The organism is Actinoplanes sp. NPDC049598, assembly GCF_040675435.1.
In the GTDB taxonomy this organism is placed as follows: Bacteria; Actinomycetota; Actinomycetes; order Mycobacteriales; family Micromonosporaceae; genus Actinoplanes.
Genome location: NZ_JBFAOX010000004.1, coordinates 151,683 through 166,589, shown reverse-complemented (window position 1 = coordinate 166,589; position 14,907 = coordinate 151,683). Strand labels below are relative to the sequence as shown.

The 14,907-nt window shown below is 70.7% G+C and carries 14 protein-coding genes and 1 pseudogene; 10 read left to right on the top strand and 5 right to left on the bottom strand.

Annotated features, from left to right (window positions below; translation table 11 throughout):
- Window positions 1-16: 16 nt before the first annotated feature.
- From AB0J66_RS12105 to AB0J66_RS12085, 5 genes and pseudogenes are all read right to left on the bottom strand, one after another.
- Window positions 17-205 (bottom strand): annotated as a pseudogene (locus tag AB0J66_RS12105) (MFS transporter); the annotation flags it as partial.
- A gap of 14 nt (window positions 206-219) precedes the next feature.
- Window positions 220-360, bottom strand: a complete 141-nt coding sequence (locus tag AB0J66_RS12100; protein WP_364659482.1) for a hypothetical protein — start codon at window positions 358-360, stop codon at window positions 220-222.
- A gap of 58 nt (window positions 361-418) precedes the next feature.
- Window positions 419-868, bottom strand: a complete 450-nt coding sequence (locus AB0J66_RS12095; protein WP_364658982.1) for a VOC family protein — start codon at window positions 866-868, stop codon at window positions 419-421.
- A 195-nt stretch (window positions 869-1,063) separates the two neighbouring features.
- Entirely contained in the window at window positions 1,064-1,672 is a 609-nt protein-coding gene (locus tag AB0J66_RS12090; protein ID WP_364658980.1) for a hypothetical protein, read from the bottom strand.
- Window positions 1,669-1,917: a hypothetical protein gene (locus tag AB0J66_RS12085; RefSeq protein WP_364658978.1), complete on the bottom strand. Its 249-nt coding sequence runs from the start codon at window positions 1,915-1,917 to the stop codon at window positions 1,669-1,671. The genes AB0J66_RS12090 and AB0J66_RS12085 overlap by 4 nt, the downstream gene beginning before the upstream one ends.
- Window positions 1,918-1,992: 75 nt before the next feature.
- On the opposite strand from AB0J66_RS12085, the gene AB0J66_RS12080 reads away from it, so the two are divergent.
- The 10 genes from AB0J66_RS12080 to AB0J66_RS12035 all read left to right on the top strand — a co-directional run bounded on the left by AB0J66_RS12080 (window position 1,993) and on the right by AB0J66_RS12035 (window position 14,906).
- On the top strand, window positions 1,993-5,604 hold the full coding sequence (locus tag AB0J66_RS12080) for a CHAT domain-containing protein (protein ID WP_364658976.1): 3,612 nt from the start codon (window positions 1,993-1,995) through the stop codon (window positions 5,602-5,604).
- 29 nt (window positions 5,605-5,633) lie between these two features.
- Entirely contained in the window at window positions 5,634-6,605 is a 972-nt protein-coding gene (locus tag AB0J66_RS12075) for an aminoglycoside phosphotransferase family protein (RefSeq protein WP_364658974.1), read from the top strand.
- Window positions 6,602-6,979: a cupin domain-containing protein gene (locus AB0J66_RS12070; RefSeq protein ID WP_364658972.1), complete on the top strand. Its 378-nt coding sequence runs from the start codon at window positions 6,602-6,604 to the stop codon at window positions 6,977-6,979. The genes AB0J66_RS12075 and AB0J66_RS12070 overlap by 4 nt, the downstream gene beginning before the upstream one ends.
- Window positions 6,980-6,994: 15 nt before the next feature.
- Entirely contained in the window at window positions 6,995-7,768 is a 774-nt protein-coding gene (locus tag AB0J66_RS12065; RefSeq protein WP_364658970.1) for a hypothetical protein, read from the top strand.
- 268 nt (window positions 7,769-8,036) lie between these two features.
- Window positions 8,037-8,633 (top strand): DUF4255 domain-containing protein, encoded by a 597-nt coding sequence (locus AB0J66_RS12060; protein WP_364658968.1) that lies wholly within the window; start codon window positions 8,037-8,039, stop codon window positions 8,631-8,633.
- A gap of 6 nt (window positions 8,634-8,639) precedes the next feature.
- Entirely contained in the window at window positions 8,640-9,317 is a 678-nt protein-coding gene (locus AB0J66_RS12055) for a hypothetical protein (RefSeq protein ID WP_364658966.1), read from the top strand.
- A 21-nt stretch (window positions 9,318-9,338) separates the two neighbouring features.
- Window positions 9,339-11,780, top strand: a complete 2,442-nt coding sequence (locus AB0J66_RS12050; RefSeq protein ID WP_364658964.1) for a phage tail sheath subtilisin-like domain-containing protein — start codon at window positions 9,339-9,341, stop codon at window positions 11,778-11,780.
- A gap of 17 nt (window positions 11,781-11,797) precedes the next feature.
- A complete protein-coding gene (locus tag AB0J66_RS12045) occupies window positions 11,798-12,223 on the top strand; it encodes a phage tail protein (protein ID WP_364658962.1) in 426 nt (141 codons plus the stop codon).
- An 8-nt stretch (window positions 12,224-12,231) separates the two neighbouring features.
- Window positions 12,232-14,385: a phage tail sheath C-terminal domain-containing protein gene (locus AB0J66_RS12040; RefSeq protein ID WP_364658960.1), complete on the top strand. Its 2,154-nt coding sequence runs from the start codon at window positions 12,232-12,234 to the stop codon at window positions 14,383-14,385.
- Complete coding sequence (locus AB0J66_RS12035; protein WP_364658958.1) at window positions 14,382-14,906, top strand: phage tail protein; 525 nt, start codon at window positions 14,382-14,384, stop codon at window positions 14,904-14,906. The genes AB0J66_RS12040 and AB0J66_RS12035 overlap by 4 nt, the downstream gene beginning before the upstream one ends.
- Window position 14,907: the final 1 nt, after the last annotated feature.

Genomic DNA, 14,907 nt, shown 5'->3' with positions numbered 1-14,907 from the left:
TTCCGGCGGGAAGGCTCACCACCGTCGCCGCCGAGATACCCGCGGTGATCAGCGCGGTCGCCGCCGTCACCCGTTCCGGCCGCACCAGCCGCGGTCCCACCGCCACGCCGATGGTCCAGAAGGCGCCGACCGCGACGCCCAGCAACCCACGGGCGAACAGCAGAACAGCGAAGGTGGGCGCCAGCCCGGCGAGAACGTTCGACACGGCCAGCAGGACGGTCAGGCCGCAGAGCAGCGTACGGCGATCCAGCCGGCCGGCGAACAGCACACTGCAACCGCGATGAATTCCGACAGGACGAGCGTGAATGAAGCGGCCGCGACCGGAGCCACTGCCGCCTCATTTTTCACGTGGACCGACATGCGCCGAACAATACGCGGTCAAATCAATTGCTTATCAGTCACGCGACTGAGAAATGACTTACGGGGCGTCGTCGAGCCACGGACTCGTCATGTCGGGCGCGAGCTCCGAGCCGTGCGTCTCGGCCGTGTAGAGACGAAGTCGGGTCCCGTCGGGATCGGGCACCACCAGCAACCACGCCTGCATCGCCGTCAGGATCGGAGAGTGCTCGATGCCCTCCCGGTCCAGGTGAGCCGCCCATTCCCGCAGCGCGGCCCGGTCCTCGACCAGGATCGTCATCGGATCGAACCCACTGTGCGCCCGGGCCCGATCCGGGTTCAACCGCAACTCCAGCAGCGTGCCCAGATTCTCGACCCGGACGATGTAGGCGAACAACGAACCGTCCGGCCGCACATGGTCCGCCTCGGGAATCCGCCGCGCCCCCAGCGCCCGCTCATAGAAATCCAGCGAGACATCCAGATTACTGACCGGCACCTTCACATGATGGATGCCTTCAATGCGTGGCGTCACAATTCCCCCCTAGCGATTTATTTCCCGATTACCCCCCAATGCCGGTCGTCACCGCAATGGTCGATGCGAAAGGGGCGACCCTCGCCACAGTCATCGAGGCTCCGGCGGGACGGCGCTCATGACACCGGCGCCAAGCGGATGGTGAGCGAGGCGATCTGGGCGCCGACGATCTGCGGGCCGTCGCCCCGGTGGAGGTCAGCAGGTCGCTGCGGGGTCCAGCGATCGGACGGAGGCGAGCGGGATCGTACGGATGGTGCCGTCCCGGCCGCTCACCGTGATGGTGGCCGCGCCGTCGCCCTTACCGAGTTTGCCGCAGTAGACCGCGTTGCCGGTGTCGACGCGGGCCATGGGGCCGCTCACGCTTGAGGCGGCGAGGAACGTGATGCCGGCCGTCGCTATCAGGAGCGTCATGCCGGTGAGGGCGCCGGTTCGGGCCCGGGCGAGAGCCTGGGCCGCGGTCTGGGCCTGCTGGGACTCCCAGGTGCGCAGACGTTCGCCGGTCATGGTGGTGGCGGCGTCCGGGTGGCCGAAGGCGGCCCGCATCGCTTGCCAGGTGCCGAAGAGCAGGGCGAGCAGACCGGCGAGGACGAGGAGGCCGATGGCGGTCCGCCAGGCGCCGGTCACCCGGTCGGCGAGCCCGGGGGCCGCGATGATCGAGGTGACCGACAGCAGCGCGGTCAGCGCGGCCATGCCGGTGCGCCATTGTTCGGCTGTCCGGCGGACCAGCTCGAGTTCCTGGTACTGCAGAGCGTTGGCGCGTTGTGCCCAGCGTTTGTCGTCGATCGCCAAACCACGCGGGCTCACAGGTCGCCCTCGTACGACCAGTACGCGCCGCAGCTGTTGTCCCCGTCCGGGTGATCCTTGTGCGGGTGTCCGCACTGGCAGTACATCGTGAACTCCTCCGCACCGCGCACGGTTCCGGAGCCCGGGATGACCTTGGGCACATCGAACACCGTGGGGTGCTGGCAGCGCGGACAGGTCCCGGTGAAGCGGACGGTCAGCCCGACGATGCTGCGCTCGAAGGTGGGCTTCCACTTGCTGTCAGTCACTTCGGCCCATGCGTTCTCGGTGTCCGCCACACCCACCAGGTATCAGACGCCTCCCGGTTCGTGCAACATGGGGTGATGCTGCGGCTTGCTCTCACCGATGTCGTGAGCGCGTCGGTCTGGACCTGGGTGCTGCACGACGAGACCGGTACGGAGCTGGCCCGGCAGGCGGTCACGATCGAGCCGGATGATCCGACGCTGGCGATCGTGGACGACCTGTACCGGAATCTGTGGCGGATCAGCTCCGGGCCGCAGCAGCCGTTCCTCGACCGGATGGGTGAGTTCGTTCGCGAGCGGCTCCTCGGTGAGGTGGGCCGCGCCCTGGCCGGACGAGCGCCGGTCACCGTCGGGGTGGAGCTGGGGCCGGCGACGTCGCTGCTCAGGCTTCCCTTCGAACTGGCCGGCCTGGACCGGGTGACCTTCTGCTACCACCCCGGCGGCCGCGTGACCCGGCCGCCGGAACGCCGAGGGCGGCCTCGGGTGCTGGGCGTCTTCGCGTTGCCGGGCGAGTCCTCGGCGCTGGCGTTGAGCCGGGAGCGCCGGGCCATGGAGGCCCGGTTCGCCGCCTACGGCGACGCCGTCGAGTTGCGGACGTTGCAGTACGGGGTCACCCGGCAGACCCTGCGGGAGGCGCTGGCCGATCCGGCCGGCTGGGACATCCTGCACGTCGCCGGTCATGGCCGGGCCGGCCGGCTGTTCCTCGAGAAGGACGACGACACCCGCGATCCGGTCACCGCGGCCGAGTTCACGGCCATGCTGACCGAGAGCCCGCGGCCGCCGGGGCTCGTGGTGTTGTCGACATGCGAGTCCGGAGCGGTCCGGGTCCTGCGCCGCCTGCGGCAGAAGGGAGTCCCGGCGGCGGATCTGGCCCGGCAGGCCGGCCGCGACACCGTCGACGGAACCGAGAATCTCGGCTACCAGGTCGCCGAACGACTGGGTTGCGCGGTCGTGGCGATGCGGTATCCGGTCGACGATGACTTCTCGGTCGCGTTCGATCAGCGCCTCTACGACGGCTTGCTGATGGACGCGCGGCCGATCGATCACGTCATGGGAACCGCGGTGACCGCCGCCGCCGACGGCAAGGCCGCGCTGTCGGCGGCGACTCCGATGTTGTTCGGTGATCCGTCGTTTCGGCTGCTGCCCCAGCGGCCGGTCACGCTCGCCGGCCATCAGCCGGCGCCAGGTGTGCAGCAACCGGAGCGGTTCGTGGGCCGCAGCGCCGTGATGACACGGCTGGTGAACGCTGAGGCGCGCGCAGTGCTGCTGACGGGCATGCCCGGGATCGGCAAGAGCGCGTGCCTGGCCGAGGCGGCCGCCTGGTATCGTCGCCGGGGCCGTGAAGTCATTCGATACCGGGTGAGCGCCGGCGAGACCGCCGGCAGTCTTCTGACCGGGCTGGGCGCCGGGGTGCGTGACCGGGACGTTGTCGTGGTGCTGGACGACCTCGACGCCGCGCCGCAGGTCGCGGAGGTCGTCGCCAGTCTGTGTGCGCCCGGCGGCCGGGCCACCATGCTCATGGCAGCCCGCCGCCCGATGGCCGGCCTGGCCGCGTTCTCGGTGGTCGTGCCGCTGCTGACCCGCAGCGAGTCGGAACTGCTGGCCCGCGAGGTGAACGAGCAGGCCCTGATCGACGGCGGCGGCACGGAGGCGTCGAACGCGTGGCCGTGGCTGGTCGGCCGCGGTCATCCCGCACTCATCGACGGCCGCGCCACCGGCCCGTACGAGGCCCGCTGCTGGGAGGTGTTCACGCCGGTCCCGGCCGGACGCCCCACGCTGCGTGCGGATCACCCCGGCCGGTTGATCGAACTCTGGGCGGCCGGTGCGGCGGACGCGCTGAGCCCGGCGGCCCGGCTGCTGTGGGGGTTCTTGTCGGCGCTGGAGGGCCCCGACCGGCACGAGAAGTTGGTGACGATGCTGTGGCGGCTGGTCGGCGCCGAACGGCAGGTCGCCGTCACGGACCTGGACTCGGCGTACGGCGAACTCGTCCGCCTGGGTATGGCCCAGCACTGGGACCACGGCCGCTATCTGCTGCACCCGGCGGTGGCCCGGGCCGGCCGTGACAGCGACCCCGGCACCGAACAGCTCACGGCCGGGATGCTGGCGGCGTTGTGGGAGAACCGGTACGAGACCTGGTCGCAGGCCGAGACGATCGACGAGGACAACCTGGGCCATGCCGCCGCTTCCAGCGTGCCCTACCTGATGAGGCTGGGCCGCTGGTTGCACGCCTCGACCCGGGCCGAGGAGGCCATCAATCATGACCGGTCGCCGTCCATGGCGGCCCGGCTCGTGCCCTTCCTCAACGAGATCGTCGACGCCCAGGCCGACCCTCGGCTGCGCCGGGCCAGCCGATTCGTGCGTGCCACCGTGCTCGCCGATCTGCATCCGCAGCGCGCCCGCGAGGAACTCGAGGCGGTGTTCACCGATGCCACGGACGCCGGTGACCGGCGCACACAGGTGGCGGCCGCGGTCGGGATCGCCACCATCCTCACCCAGCAGAACCCCGTCGAGGCAGCCGACTGGCTGCAACGCGCCGGTGACGTCCATGAGGGCGACCTGTCCACCGTGCCGCTGATCCGGGTGAAATACGCGAAGATCGCCTACGAGCTCGGCGATCACGCGGCAGCGCTGCAGCAGGCCGAGGCGGTCCTGGCCGACCTCGGCCCGGAAGCCGGCGAGGACGCTCCTCGCGTCAACGTCAACAGCGTACGGCTGGAAGTCCTCGAACTGGCCGCGGCGGCCGCCCACAACCTCGGCGACCGGGAAACCGAGATCCGGCTGCGGGACGAGGTCGACCACGAGCTGGACCGGCAAGGCGCCGGTACCCGAGCCCGGAGCATCTCCCAGTTCAACCGGCTCACCAGCACCGGCGAGGCCGGCCGCGGGCTGCTGGTGGCGGCCCGCTCGGAGTTCGGCCACCCGGCCGACCAGCGAGAGTCCGCGCTGGTCACCATGCGGCTGGCCGCCCTGGACCGCGATCGCCACAACGACCGCGAGGCGATCGACCTGGCCCACACCGCGCTGCACTCGGCGTACGCCGGTGGCGACCTGTGGACGGCCGCCGACATCCACGAGGACCTCGCCGAGCTGCACGCCCGGCGGCCGGAACCGGACCGCCCGGCGATCGCCGCCCATCTGCTCGCCTCCGCGGTCATCGGCCTCCGCGCCGCCGGCATGATGCTCGCCCTGTCCCGGCCGGAACAACTGGAGCGGGCGCTGATGATGCTGACCTTCCTCCTCGCCCGCCGCCCGGACGATCTCCCACGGTCGTTGCCCCGGCTGGCCGCGACAATCAGCGAGACCGCCGGCGTGGACCTGCGGAAGCTTCTCGCCGGCGTCGAGCGCGTCGCCGTCGGCGTGGACCCGGACGGCGGCGGCCCCGTACTGAGGTCGAAAGCCGAAGACGGCGACAGCGTCACGGACGCCTTGACCTTCGCCACGCACTGGCCGCCGCCGGCCGACCTGATCGATCCCCTCGCCCATCCCGAACACTGGCAGCCGATGAAGGCCGTGTTCATCGACCCCGCGGCTCCCCCGGATCAGGTGGCCACGACGCTCGACCGGCTCCGGGCCACCGGGTGGGTGTCGCTGGCGTCCGCGTTGGAGCAGTTACGGCAAGGCACGGAACCAGACGCCGACGCGCTGGACGCCATCGATCGAGCGGTGCTGAACCTGATCCGGGACCGCTGCTGAAAGCGCGCCGCGCTACTACGCTCAGCCGCGTGACCACCTTACTTCCTCGATCGCAGGTGCCGCTGGACCGGCTGAAGGCGGTCCTCGGGAAGGCGCTCGGCGAGCGGATGCTCGACGCCGAGCCCATCGAGGACCGGGGCAGATTCAACGACGCTGTCAGCCTGCTCGGCCAGAGCGGCCGGCGATGGGTGGCGAGAGTCGCTCCTGACCCTCGGCATCTGCCCTACCTGCGGCTGGAGCACGGCATGCTCCAGCGGGAGGCGGCCATCGCCGACCAGATCGCGGATCGGAGGCTCATCCCGCCGACCGTCTATTTTGATCCGGGCGATGAACTCAACGGACGGGCGGTCCTGGTCAGAGCTTTCTACGAGGGCATCAACGGACAGCGACTCGTGGCGAACGAGCCGACGGCCGTCGAGCCGCTGTGGCGCCGGTTGGCGGAGTTCGATGCTGGGCTGGCCGGCATGACGCAAATGACCGTCGGTTTCCCGGGGGTGGGCTCTGACAAGAGGTGGTCCGACTTCGTCTACAGAGTGGCCGAGTCTCTCATCGCTGATCTCACGGATTTCGGTGTGGACACCACCGAAGCAGCCCTGCTGTTGCCGGAGATCGAGCGGTTCGCCTCTGTGCTGGATGCGCGCCCGACGCGCCTGTGCCACGGCGACCTCTGGCCCAAGAATGTTCTCGTCCGAACTCCCCGGACTTCAATGAACCTCACCGTGCTCGACTGGGAGCGGGCCTTCGTCGGAGACCCTCGCTCGCAATGGTTGAGGTATGGACGCGACGGGCTGACCATGTTCTCGGTGGACCGGGACCCGGGCCGGCACGTGACAGCCAACGGCCGAGTGACAGCGGAGGAATCCTTAGTCGACTCGATTTATCTGAGCATCATCGCGCTGCAATCCCTGGCCGAGTCGATCCGGATCCCCCTGGACCAGCGAAAGGCCGCAGAGATGCTTCGCCACTCTTTGGACGCTATCAGATTGAAGTCAGCTGAATGAAAATCGTCAAGCGGGATGAAGCGGTCACGGTCGTGAAAGATGACGGCACACGCGTCGTCTACCACATGTTCGGCGAGTACGAGGTGCACTTCAACGAGCTTCCTCCGGGTAGCGTGCAGGAGTGGCACAGCCACGCCGTGCTCGAGGAGACCATATGTGTCACGGCCGGCGAACTGACCATCCTCTGGACCGATGAAGCCGACCAGCAGTCGACAGACATTCTGCATCCCGGTGACACCGCCCGGGTGGGCACGAGCTTTCACACCTTGCGGAACGACTCGGATTCAACCGTGATTTTCATCGCCCTGCGCCTCGTTCTCTCCGGCGAGGACCATACGCGCACCTTCAAGACGGACAAGTGCATTGACGAGTAACCGGGAGAGTGCAGTTTGAAGTTCATCAAGGCCCTGTTTCGCCTTCCGAACTGGGTAACCTTGCTCACCATCGCGCTGGGCGTGGTGGCTTCGGCCGGTCTGACCGAGAAGTACTACCCCAACGAAAAGGTTCTCCTGGCCCTGGTGACGCTCATCGCGGCTCAGCTTCTGGTCGATCGCCTCGGAGTTCTCTCCTCCATCAGCAATGCCGTCAACAGGAGGTCGGAAGACTACAGCGTCGAGTTGCTCCCCCGCACTTCGCCGCAGTTCGAACGCTTCTCGGACTTCGTCCGCGACAGTTCCGAGGTGCTTGTCGTCGGGGTCGACCTGGGATTCATGGCCACGGCCGACGCATGGTTCATCAAAGAGGCCGTCAACAACGGGCTCAACCTGAAGCTCCTGATCAGCGACCCGAACACGACGGGTGAACTGGCCGACCGGCTGAACATGCAGGACGAGCGGAATGTCCGGGGCGAACCCTTGGCGCACGACCATCCGGCCACCGCCGGCGCAACGCTGCGGACCCTGAAATCGCTGGTACCCGCGACGGCGCGTGGCCGCCTGGAAATCAGGGCGAGAGCCGACATTCCCAGCCCGAGCCTGACCATGGTCGACCCGACCAAGCGGGACGGCAAGATCCGGGTCGAGATCAAGCTCTACAAGAGGAATCAGGGCGAGGTCCCCTACTTCACGCTGACCCGGTCGAGCGTTTGGTACCAAATGTTCTTCGAACACTACTACTCCCTGCTGTGGGAGGACTCCGAGGTCCTCTACACGTCGAAGCCCTGAGGCGTCCCCACCTCGGTCGTGGCCGAGCTCCGGATCGTCTCGCCGGCGAACGGCGCGGCCACCTGCGGAAAACATGAGACGCCGACGCGATGAATGCGATGTGACTTAGGAAGTCGGATCATCGACATAGTGCTGGATACGGTGTGCACAGCCTGGATACCGTGTCGTCGGATGATTTGCCGATCTTCAGCAGCGGCCGGCCCCGTCGTCGGATCGCGATAATTCTCGCGCCATTCCTCGTACGTTTCTTTCTGCCCGGAGGTTTCCGTTGTCCGGTCCCAGCGTCATTTCGGAAGTCACCGCGGAGCTGCGCCGGCGGCTCTTCGAGGCTTTCCGGGCGCTGCCCGACGACGAGCTCGGCGTCAGCTCGCTGGAGGACATCGCGCTCGGGCCGCCGAAAGACCTGGGTCAGAGCGTGGTGGCCAGCCTTTACCTCTATCTCGTCGACATCGACGAGCACCTGCGCAACCAACCGCCCCGGCCCGACCGGGACGACCAGGGCCTGGTGCGCCGGCCGCCGCTACCGGTCCGGCTGCACTATCTCTTCACGCCGGTGAGCCGGGAGGAGGAGACCAACCACATCCTCCTCGGCCGGTTCCTGCAACACTTCCATGACTTCCCCACCTTCAGCACGCTCGACGGCACGCCGATCGGCGACAGCTTCGGCGGGGCGCCCTCCGCGCTGCGGGCGACACCCGAGCCGCTCACCATCGAGCAGCTGTCGCATCTGTGGACCGGCTTCACCGCCCCGCTGCGGGTCGCGGTGCCGCTACGGGTCGAGAGCGTGGCCGTCGACAGCGGTGAGCCGCCGCGGCGGTCGCCGCGGGCCGGGCAGGTCCTCACCGCGGTCGGCTGGAGCGGGTAGGCCGCGATGCTCCGGCTGGCCGACTCCGGACTGTCCCCCGCGCAGGCGTTGCTCTGCGGCCGGGTCTCCGACAGTGTGTCCGGAGCCGGTCTCGACCGCTTCGACGCCACCCTGACGTACGAGCACCCGGCCGGTGGCGGCATGCCGGCGGCCGCGCGTTCCCTTCCGGTCCGGCTGGGCCGGCGTGCGGGCGGCTGGTTCGTGCTGGCACTGCCCGACGTGCGGCGCATGCCGGCCGTACCGGCTCCGGTCGCGGTCAAGCTGACCGTACGGGTGACGGCCCCCGGCCGCGCGCCGGTCGAGCGGAGCCGGACCGTCGACGGGAACCGGCTCGCCGTCGTCACCACCACGATGACGATCGGCGGCCGGCCGGTGGCCGTTCCCGGCATCACCGAGGCGCCGTGGACCGTGGACGTGCCGGTCGATCCGCGGCCGGTGGCGCTCGACGGCATCGTCCTGCGCGGGCACGACCCGGCCGATCCGGTCGCCGGGGCCACGGTGACCGCGGGCCCGGCGGGCCCGGTGACGACCGACGCGGCCGGGCGGTTCCGCGTCCCGGCCCTACCGCTGCTGGCCATCGTGCCGCTGACCGTCCAGAAAGGCGCCGGGCCGGTCGTGAAGACCGGATTCGTCCCCGACTACGACCGTCCGGTCAACACCGTCGTCCTGTCCCTGCCCGTCTGAGCACGACTTCGGAGATGCACCATGCCCGAGTACCTGGCGCCAGGCGTCTACGTCGAGGAGATCCCGTCCGGCAACCGGCCGATCCAGGCGGCGAGCACGTCCACCGCGGGCATGGTCGGCATGACCGCGCGCGGCCCGGTGAACCGTCCCACCCTGGTCACCAGCCGCGGCTCGTACGCCCGGACCTTCGGCGGCCTGCTCGACCCGCGCGTGTTCACCGAGGACCGGGACGTTCTGCCGTACGCCGCCGAGGGTTTCTTCGCCAACGGCGGCGCGCGCCTCTACGTGGTCCGGGTGGTCGGCGGCGCCCACAAGCACTCGTCCACGTCTCTGGTCGTCGAGGACCCGAACGGCGGCGGCACCAAGCGCCTCGCCTTCGCGGCCAACACCGGTGACACCACCGTGCTGACCGAGCCCGGCGGCACCGATCCGCCGGAAGGCACCACGCTGCTGGTCGACACGGGCGTGACGGCCGAGCCGGTCAAGGTCGCGGCCGGCCCGCCCGCGACCCGGCCGATCGTCGGCGGCGGGCTGGCGCACGGCTTCGGCGCCGGCGCGCAGGTGACGGTCCAGACCCTCGGCCCCGCGCGCACGCCGGACGCCGCGCTGGGGCCGCAGACGCCGGCCGTGGTCCTCGACAGCATCACCGGCATCACGACCGGCGACGTGCTGCTCATCCAGGACCCGTCGGACGATCCGGGCGCCGACGAGCTCGTCGTGGTGACCGCGGTGACGCCGTCGACGAAGACGGTCACGTTCCAGGAGCCTCCGCGACGGGACCACCCGGCCAGCTCGAAGCTGGTCAAGCTGACCGACAGCGCGGAGACGACGACGCTGGGCGCCGCCGTCACGGCCGGCCCGGCCCCCGTCGTCCTGCGGGTCGCGGCGATCGGCACCATCAAGGCCGGATCGATAGTCCGGCTGACGGAGGGCGCGACCTCGGAACCGGCGATCGTCACGAGGCTGGCCACCGAGACCAAGCTGGCTTCTCCGCTGGTCGACCCGCACGCCGTCGGTGTCACGGTGGTTCCGGTCAGCACGCACATGACCGTGCGCGCCCAGTGGCCCGGGGTGTGGGGCGATGCCCTGCGGGTGACGGTGACGGCGGCCTCGATCGGCGCGACCACCCTCGACGGCCCGGCCGGCGCGACCGACACCGTGATCAAGCTGGCCTCGGCGGTGGGCTTCCATCCGGGTTCGGTGGTCGTTCTCGGGGCCGACACCCGGGCCGTGGCCGCGGCGGTGAATCCGGTGACCCGGGTGGTCACCCTCGCTGCTCCGCTGGGCGTCTCGGTCGGCTCGGGTGCGGCCGTACGGACTCAGGAGTTCACCCTGACCGTCGAGCGCGTCGAGAACGGGCGGGTGGCCGAGAGCGAGCGCTTCGACCGGCTGTCGGTCGGCGCGGCCCACCCCCGGTACGCGCCCCGCATCGTCGGCAGCTGGGCCGGCGGCCGCCCGTCCGAGTCCGGCGGCTCGCTGCTGGTCCGGCTCTCCGACGACGCCCCGGACGCGGCCAAGCTGCGGCCGTTCGTCGACCGGCTGACCCTTTACCTGAGCGGCGGGCAGGACGACGTGGCGGGCGTGGACGACGACGCGTACATCGGGCAGGAGTCGGAGGACCCGGACGACCGCACCGGCATCCAGGCGCTGCAGAACGAGCCCGCGATCAGCATCGTCGGCGTGCCCGGCCGTACCGCCCTGGAGGTGCAGCAGGCGCTGGTGACGCACTGCGAGATCATGCGGTACCGGTTCGCCGTGCTCGACGTGCCGCCCGGCAGCAAGCTGGGCGACGCCCGCAAGCACCGGCAGAACTTCGACACCACCCGGGCCGCGCTCTACTACCCGGACGTCATGGTGGCCGACCCGTTCGGCGCGCCGGGCGACCGCCGGGCCGTGGCGCCGTCGGGGCATGTCATGGGCGTCTACGCGCGCACCGACATGACGCGCGGGGTGCACAAGGCGCCGGCCAACGAGGTGGTCGGCGGTGTGCTCGCCCTGCGCACCGCGCTGACCAAGGGCGAGCAGGACATCCTGAACCCGCTGAACTTGAACTGCCTGCGCGACTTCCGCTCGGAGAACCGCGGGATCCGGGTGTACGGCGGCCGGGTGGCCACCTCAGACCAGGAATGGACGTACGTCAACGTCCGCCGGCTCCTGCTGTTCATCGAGCAGTCGCTCGACACAGGCCTGCAGTGGGCCGTCTTCGAGGTCAACGAGAAGCCGCTGTGGGACGCCGTCCGGCAGTCCATCACCGGGTTCCTCGACACCGTCTGGCGTTCGGGCGCGCTGCAGGGCACCAAGCAGGAGGAGGCGTTCTTCGTGAACGTCGGTTACGACGTGACCATGAGCCAGGCCGACATCGACGGCGGCCGGCTCATCGTCGAGGTGGGCGTGGCCCCGGTCAAACCGGCCGAGTTCGTCGTCGTCCGCATCTCCCAGAAGACCCGCGAAGCCGTCGCCTGAGCAGGTGAGGAGCAGCCGTGCGCAACGACCCGTACCTCAAGTTCAACTTCCTCGTCGAGATCGACGATCTCGCCGTCGGCGGCTTCAGCGAGATGACCGGCTTGAACGTGGAGGCGACCCCGATCGAGTACCGCGAGGGCGGCGACCCGGCCCGGATGCGCAAGCTGCCGGGCCTGGCCAAGTTCAACAACATCACGCTCAAGCGCGGCATCACCACGAACCCCGTCTTGTGGGAGTGGCACAAGACCACCCTGGACGGGGCGACGCAGCGGCACAACGGCGCCATCATCCTGCTCGACGAGGCCCGCGTGCCCGCCCTGCGGTGGGAGTTCTTCGAGGCGTGGGTGGCCAAGTACGAGGGCCCGCCGCTCAACGCGAGCACCAACGAGGCCGCGATCGAGTCCATCGACCTGGCGGTCGAGTCCGTCCGGCTGGCCGGCTGAGGCGCCCGATGACCCGCCCGCTCACCCCCGGCGTGTACCGCCGGCCGCTCGAGCCGATCCGCACGGGTGGGCGGCTGACCCGCGGCGACATCCCGGCCCTGCTCGGGTACGCCGCCCGGGGCCCGGTCGGTGAGCCCGTCCGCGTCTGGTCGGTACGCCAGTACGAGGAGGTCTTCGGGCCGGCCCGGGCCACCGGCTTCCTCTGGCACGCGGTCAAGGGCTTCTTCGAGACCGGCGGCCGCGCCGCGTACATCATCCGCGTCGCCACGACGGCCGCCCGCCCGGCCACGGTGGATCTGCGGCCCGGGGCGCCGTTCACCTGGCGGGCCGAGGCGTCGTTCCCCTGGCTGATGATCGACCCGCGCCGGCTCAGCGGCGCCGAGCTGGCCGAGGCCCAGGGCTGGGTCCAGGTCTTCGAGCGCGGCCTGCTCGCACACGGTCCGCGCAGCCTCGACCCGGGTGGCTGGGGCAACGGGCTGGCCGTCCGGATCGCCCGCGGCTCCCGGGTGCGCACCGAGGTGCGCGAGGTGCTCGGCGACGGCACCGCCGTACGGCTGGACTCGCTGGCCGGGCTGGCGAGCACCTCGGTGCTGGAGCTGACCCAGGACGGCGCCGGCGACCCGGAGTTCCGCCTGCCCACTGTGGTCGACCCGGTCCGCCGCGTCGTGCACTGGGACCGGCCGCCGGAGCGGCTGCGGCTCGACCGGCCGATCCGCGTGTCCAGCGTCGAGTTCGACGTCACGGTCGAGGCCGGCGGCCGTCCCGAGCAGACCTTCCTCGCGCGGGCCCCGCACCCGGACCACCCGTTCGCCCTGGTCGCCACGCTGGCGGCCGAGTGCCGGTCGCTGACCCTGCGGCCGGTCGCCCGTGACGAGGTCATCGACTGGGCGGATCCGGCGACGTGGCCGCCCGAGGGCTCGTTCGCGCTGACCGGCGGCGCCGACGGCCTCGAGGACATGGACCGGGCCACCTGGCTCGGCGTGCTCTCCGGGGTGGCCGGCCTCGACGACGCCGCCATGGTCGCCGCCCCGGACCTCGTGCTGCCGGACAGCATGCCCGCCCCGGCGCCCACCTCGCCGCCGGCCCCGGTCGACTGCTCTGACCTCACGCCTCGGCCGGTCGGCGTCCTGGCCGGGGTGGTCACCGGCGCCGCCGACCGGCCGCTGCCGGGTGTGGCGGTCGACGTGGCCGGGCCCGGCGGCGTCGCGACGACCGGCTCCGACGGGCGGTTCACCGTCACCGGCGTGGAGGTCGGCCTGGTGACTCTGCGGCTGCGCAAGGACGGCTACGAACCGGTCGAGCTGCTCGTCCAGACGTCCCTGCTCGCCTCGGCCGAGCCGGTCCGGCTGGCCATGGTCCGCATCGTCACGCCCCGGGCCCTGACCAGCGGCGAGGTCCTCGTGGTCCAGACGGCGATGGCCGATCCGTCCTTCGTCGGCCCGTACAAGGTGGCGTTCCTGGACCCGCCGGCCGCCGGCAGCCGGCTCGACGAGATCGCCACCTGGCGGTCCCGGCTCGGTGACACCGCCCGCATCGGTTTCTTCGCGCCGTGGCTGACGCTCCCGGCCGGCGAGGGACGCCTCGCCTGCCCGCCGAGCGGCCACGTGTGCGGCGCGTTCGCCGCCGGCGAGCTGGCCGCCGGGGTCCATCGCACCGGCGCCAACCTCCCGCTGCGGTACGTCGACGGGACCACGCTGGCCGTCGGCGACGAGGAGCAGGCCGGACTCAACGCGGCCGGGATCAACGCGATCCGGGCGTTCCCCGGGCGCGGCATCCGGGTCTTCGGCTCCCGCACGCTCTCCTCGGATCCACGGTGGCGATTCCTCACCTCGCGCCGAGTCGTCGACGCGCTCGAGCGCACGTTGGAGCGGGCGCTGCAGTGGATGGTCTTCGAGCCGAACAACCTGATCACCCGGCAGGCGGTGACCACGACCGCGACCACGCTGCTCGGCATGGTGCACCGCGACGGCGTCCTGGCCGGCGCCACCGCCGGCGAGGCGTTCGCGGTCCGCTGCGACGACGAGAACAACCCGGAGGCGGTCCAGGACGCCGGGCAGCTCGTCGTCGACATCGCGGTCGCGCCGGCCGACCCGTACGAGTTCGTCGTCTTCCGGCTCGGGCGCACGTACGACGCCCTCGACGTCACGGAGAGGGTGCCATGACCACGCCGCTGCCCGCCTTCAACTTCTACGTCGCCCTGACCGAGACCGGTGGGCAGTCGCCGGTCTCGGCCGTGGCCGAGCTGGCCGCCTTCGTGCTGGGCGGGTTCAGCGAGGTGCAGGGGCTGGAGAGCGAGATCCGGGTCGAGGAGCGCCGGGCCGGCGGCCAGAACGACCGGGTCTTCCGCTTCCCGTCGGTGGCGGCCTACCCCAATATCGTTCTCAGCCGCGGGGTCGGCTTCTCCGAGGACCTCTACCTGTGGCACGAGGGCTTCCTCAGGGGCGAGGGCCGGCGCCGTAACGGCCTGATCTTCCTGGCCGGCGAGAACCGGGTGCCGATCAAGGCATGGAGCTTCGAGAACGGCATCCCGGTCAAGTGGAGCGGCCCCGCGCTCAACGCGTCCACCGGCGCGCTCGCGATCGAGAAGCTCGAGATCGCCCACGAGCGGCTCACCCTGACCCTCAGCCCCGGCCGGGCCGCCGCGTCGGCCGCCGGCGCCGCCTCGCGTGCGCTGGGGATCTGAG

Coding starts and splice junctions, on each gene's coding strand:
- AB0J66_RS12100 (WP_364659482.1), bottom strand. CDS start 360: ATGTCGGTCCACGTGAAAAATGAGGCGGCAGTGGCTCCGGTCGCGGCC.
- AB0J66_RS12035 (WP_364658958.1), top strand. CDS start 14,382: ATGACCACGCCGCTGCCCGCCTTCAACTTCTACGTCGCCCTGACCGAG.
- AB0J66_RS12050 (WP_364658964.1), top strand. CDS start 9,339: ATGCCCGAGTACCTGGCGCCAGGCGTCTACGTCGAGGAGATCCCGTCC.
- AB0J66_RS12080 (WP_364658976.1), top strand. CDS start 1,993: ATGCTGCGGCTTGCTCTCACCGATGTCGTGAGCGCGTCGGTCTGGACC.
- AB0J66_RS12055 (WP_364658966.1), top strand. CDS start 8,640: ATGCTCCGGCTGGCCGACTCCGGACTGTCCCCCGCGCAGGCGTTGCTC.
- AB0J66_RS12040 (WP_364658960.1), top strand. CDS start 12,232: ATGACCCGCCCGCTCACCCCCGGCGTGTACCGCCGGCCGCTCGAGCCG.
- AB0J66_RS12070 (WP_364658972.1), top strand. CDS start 6,602: ATGAAAATCGTCAAGCGGGATGAAGCGGTCACGGTCGTGAAAGATGAC.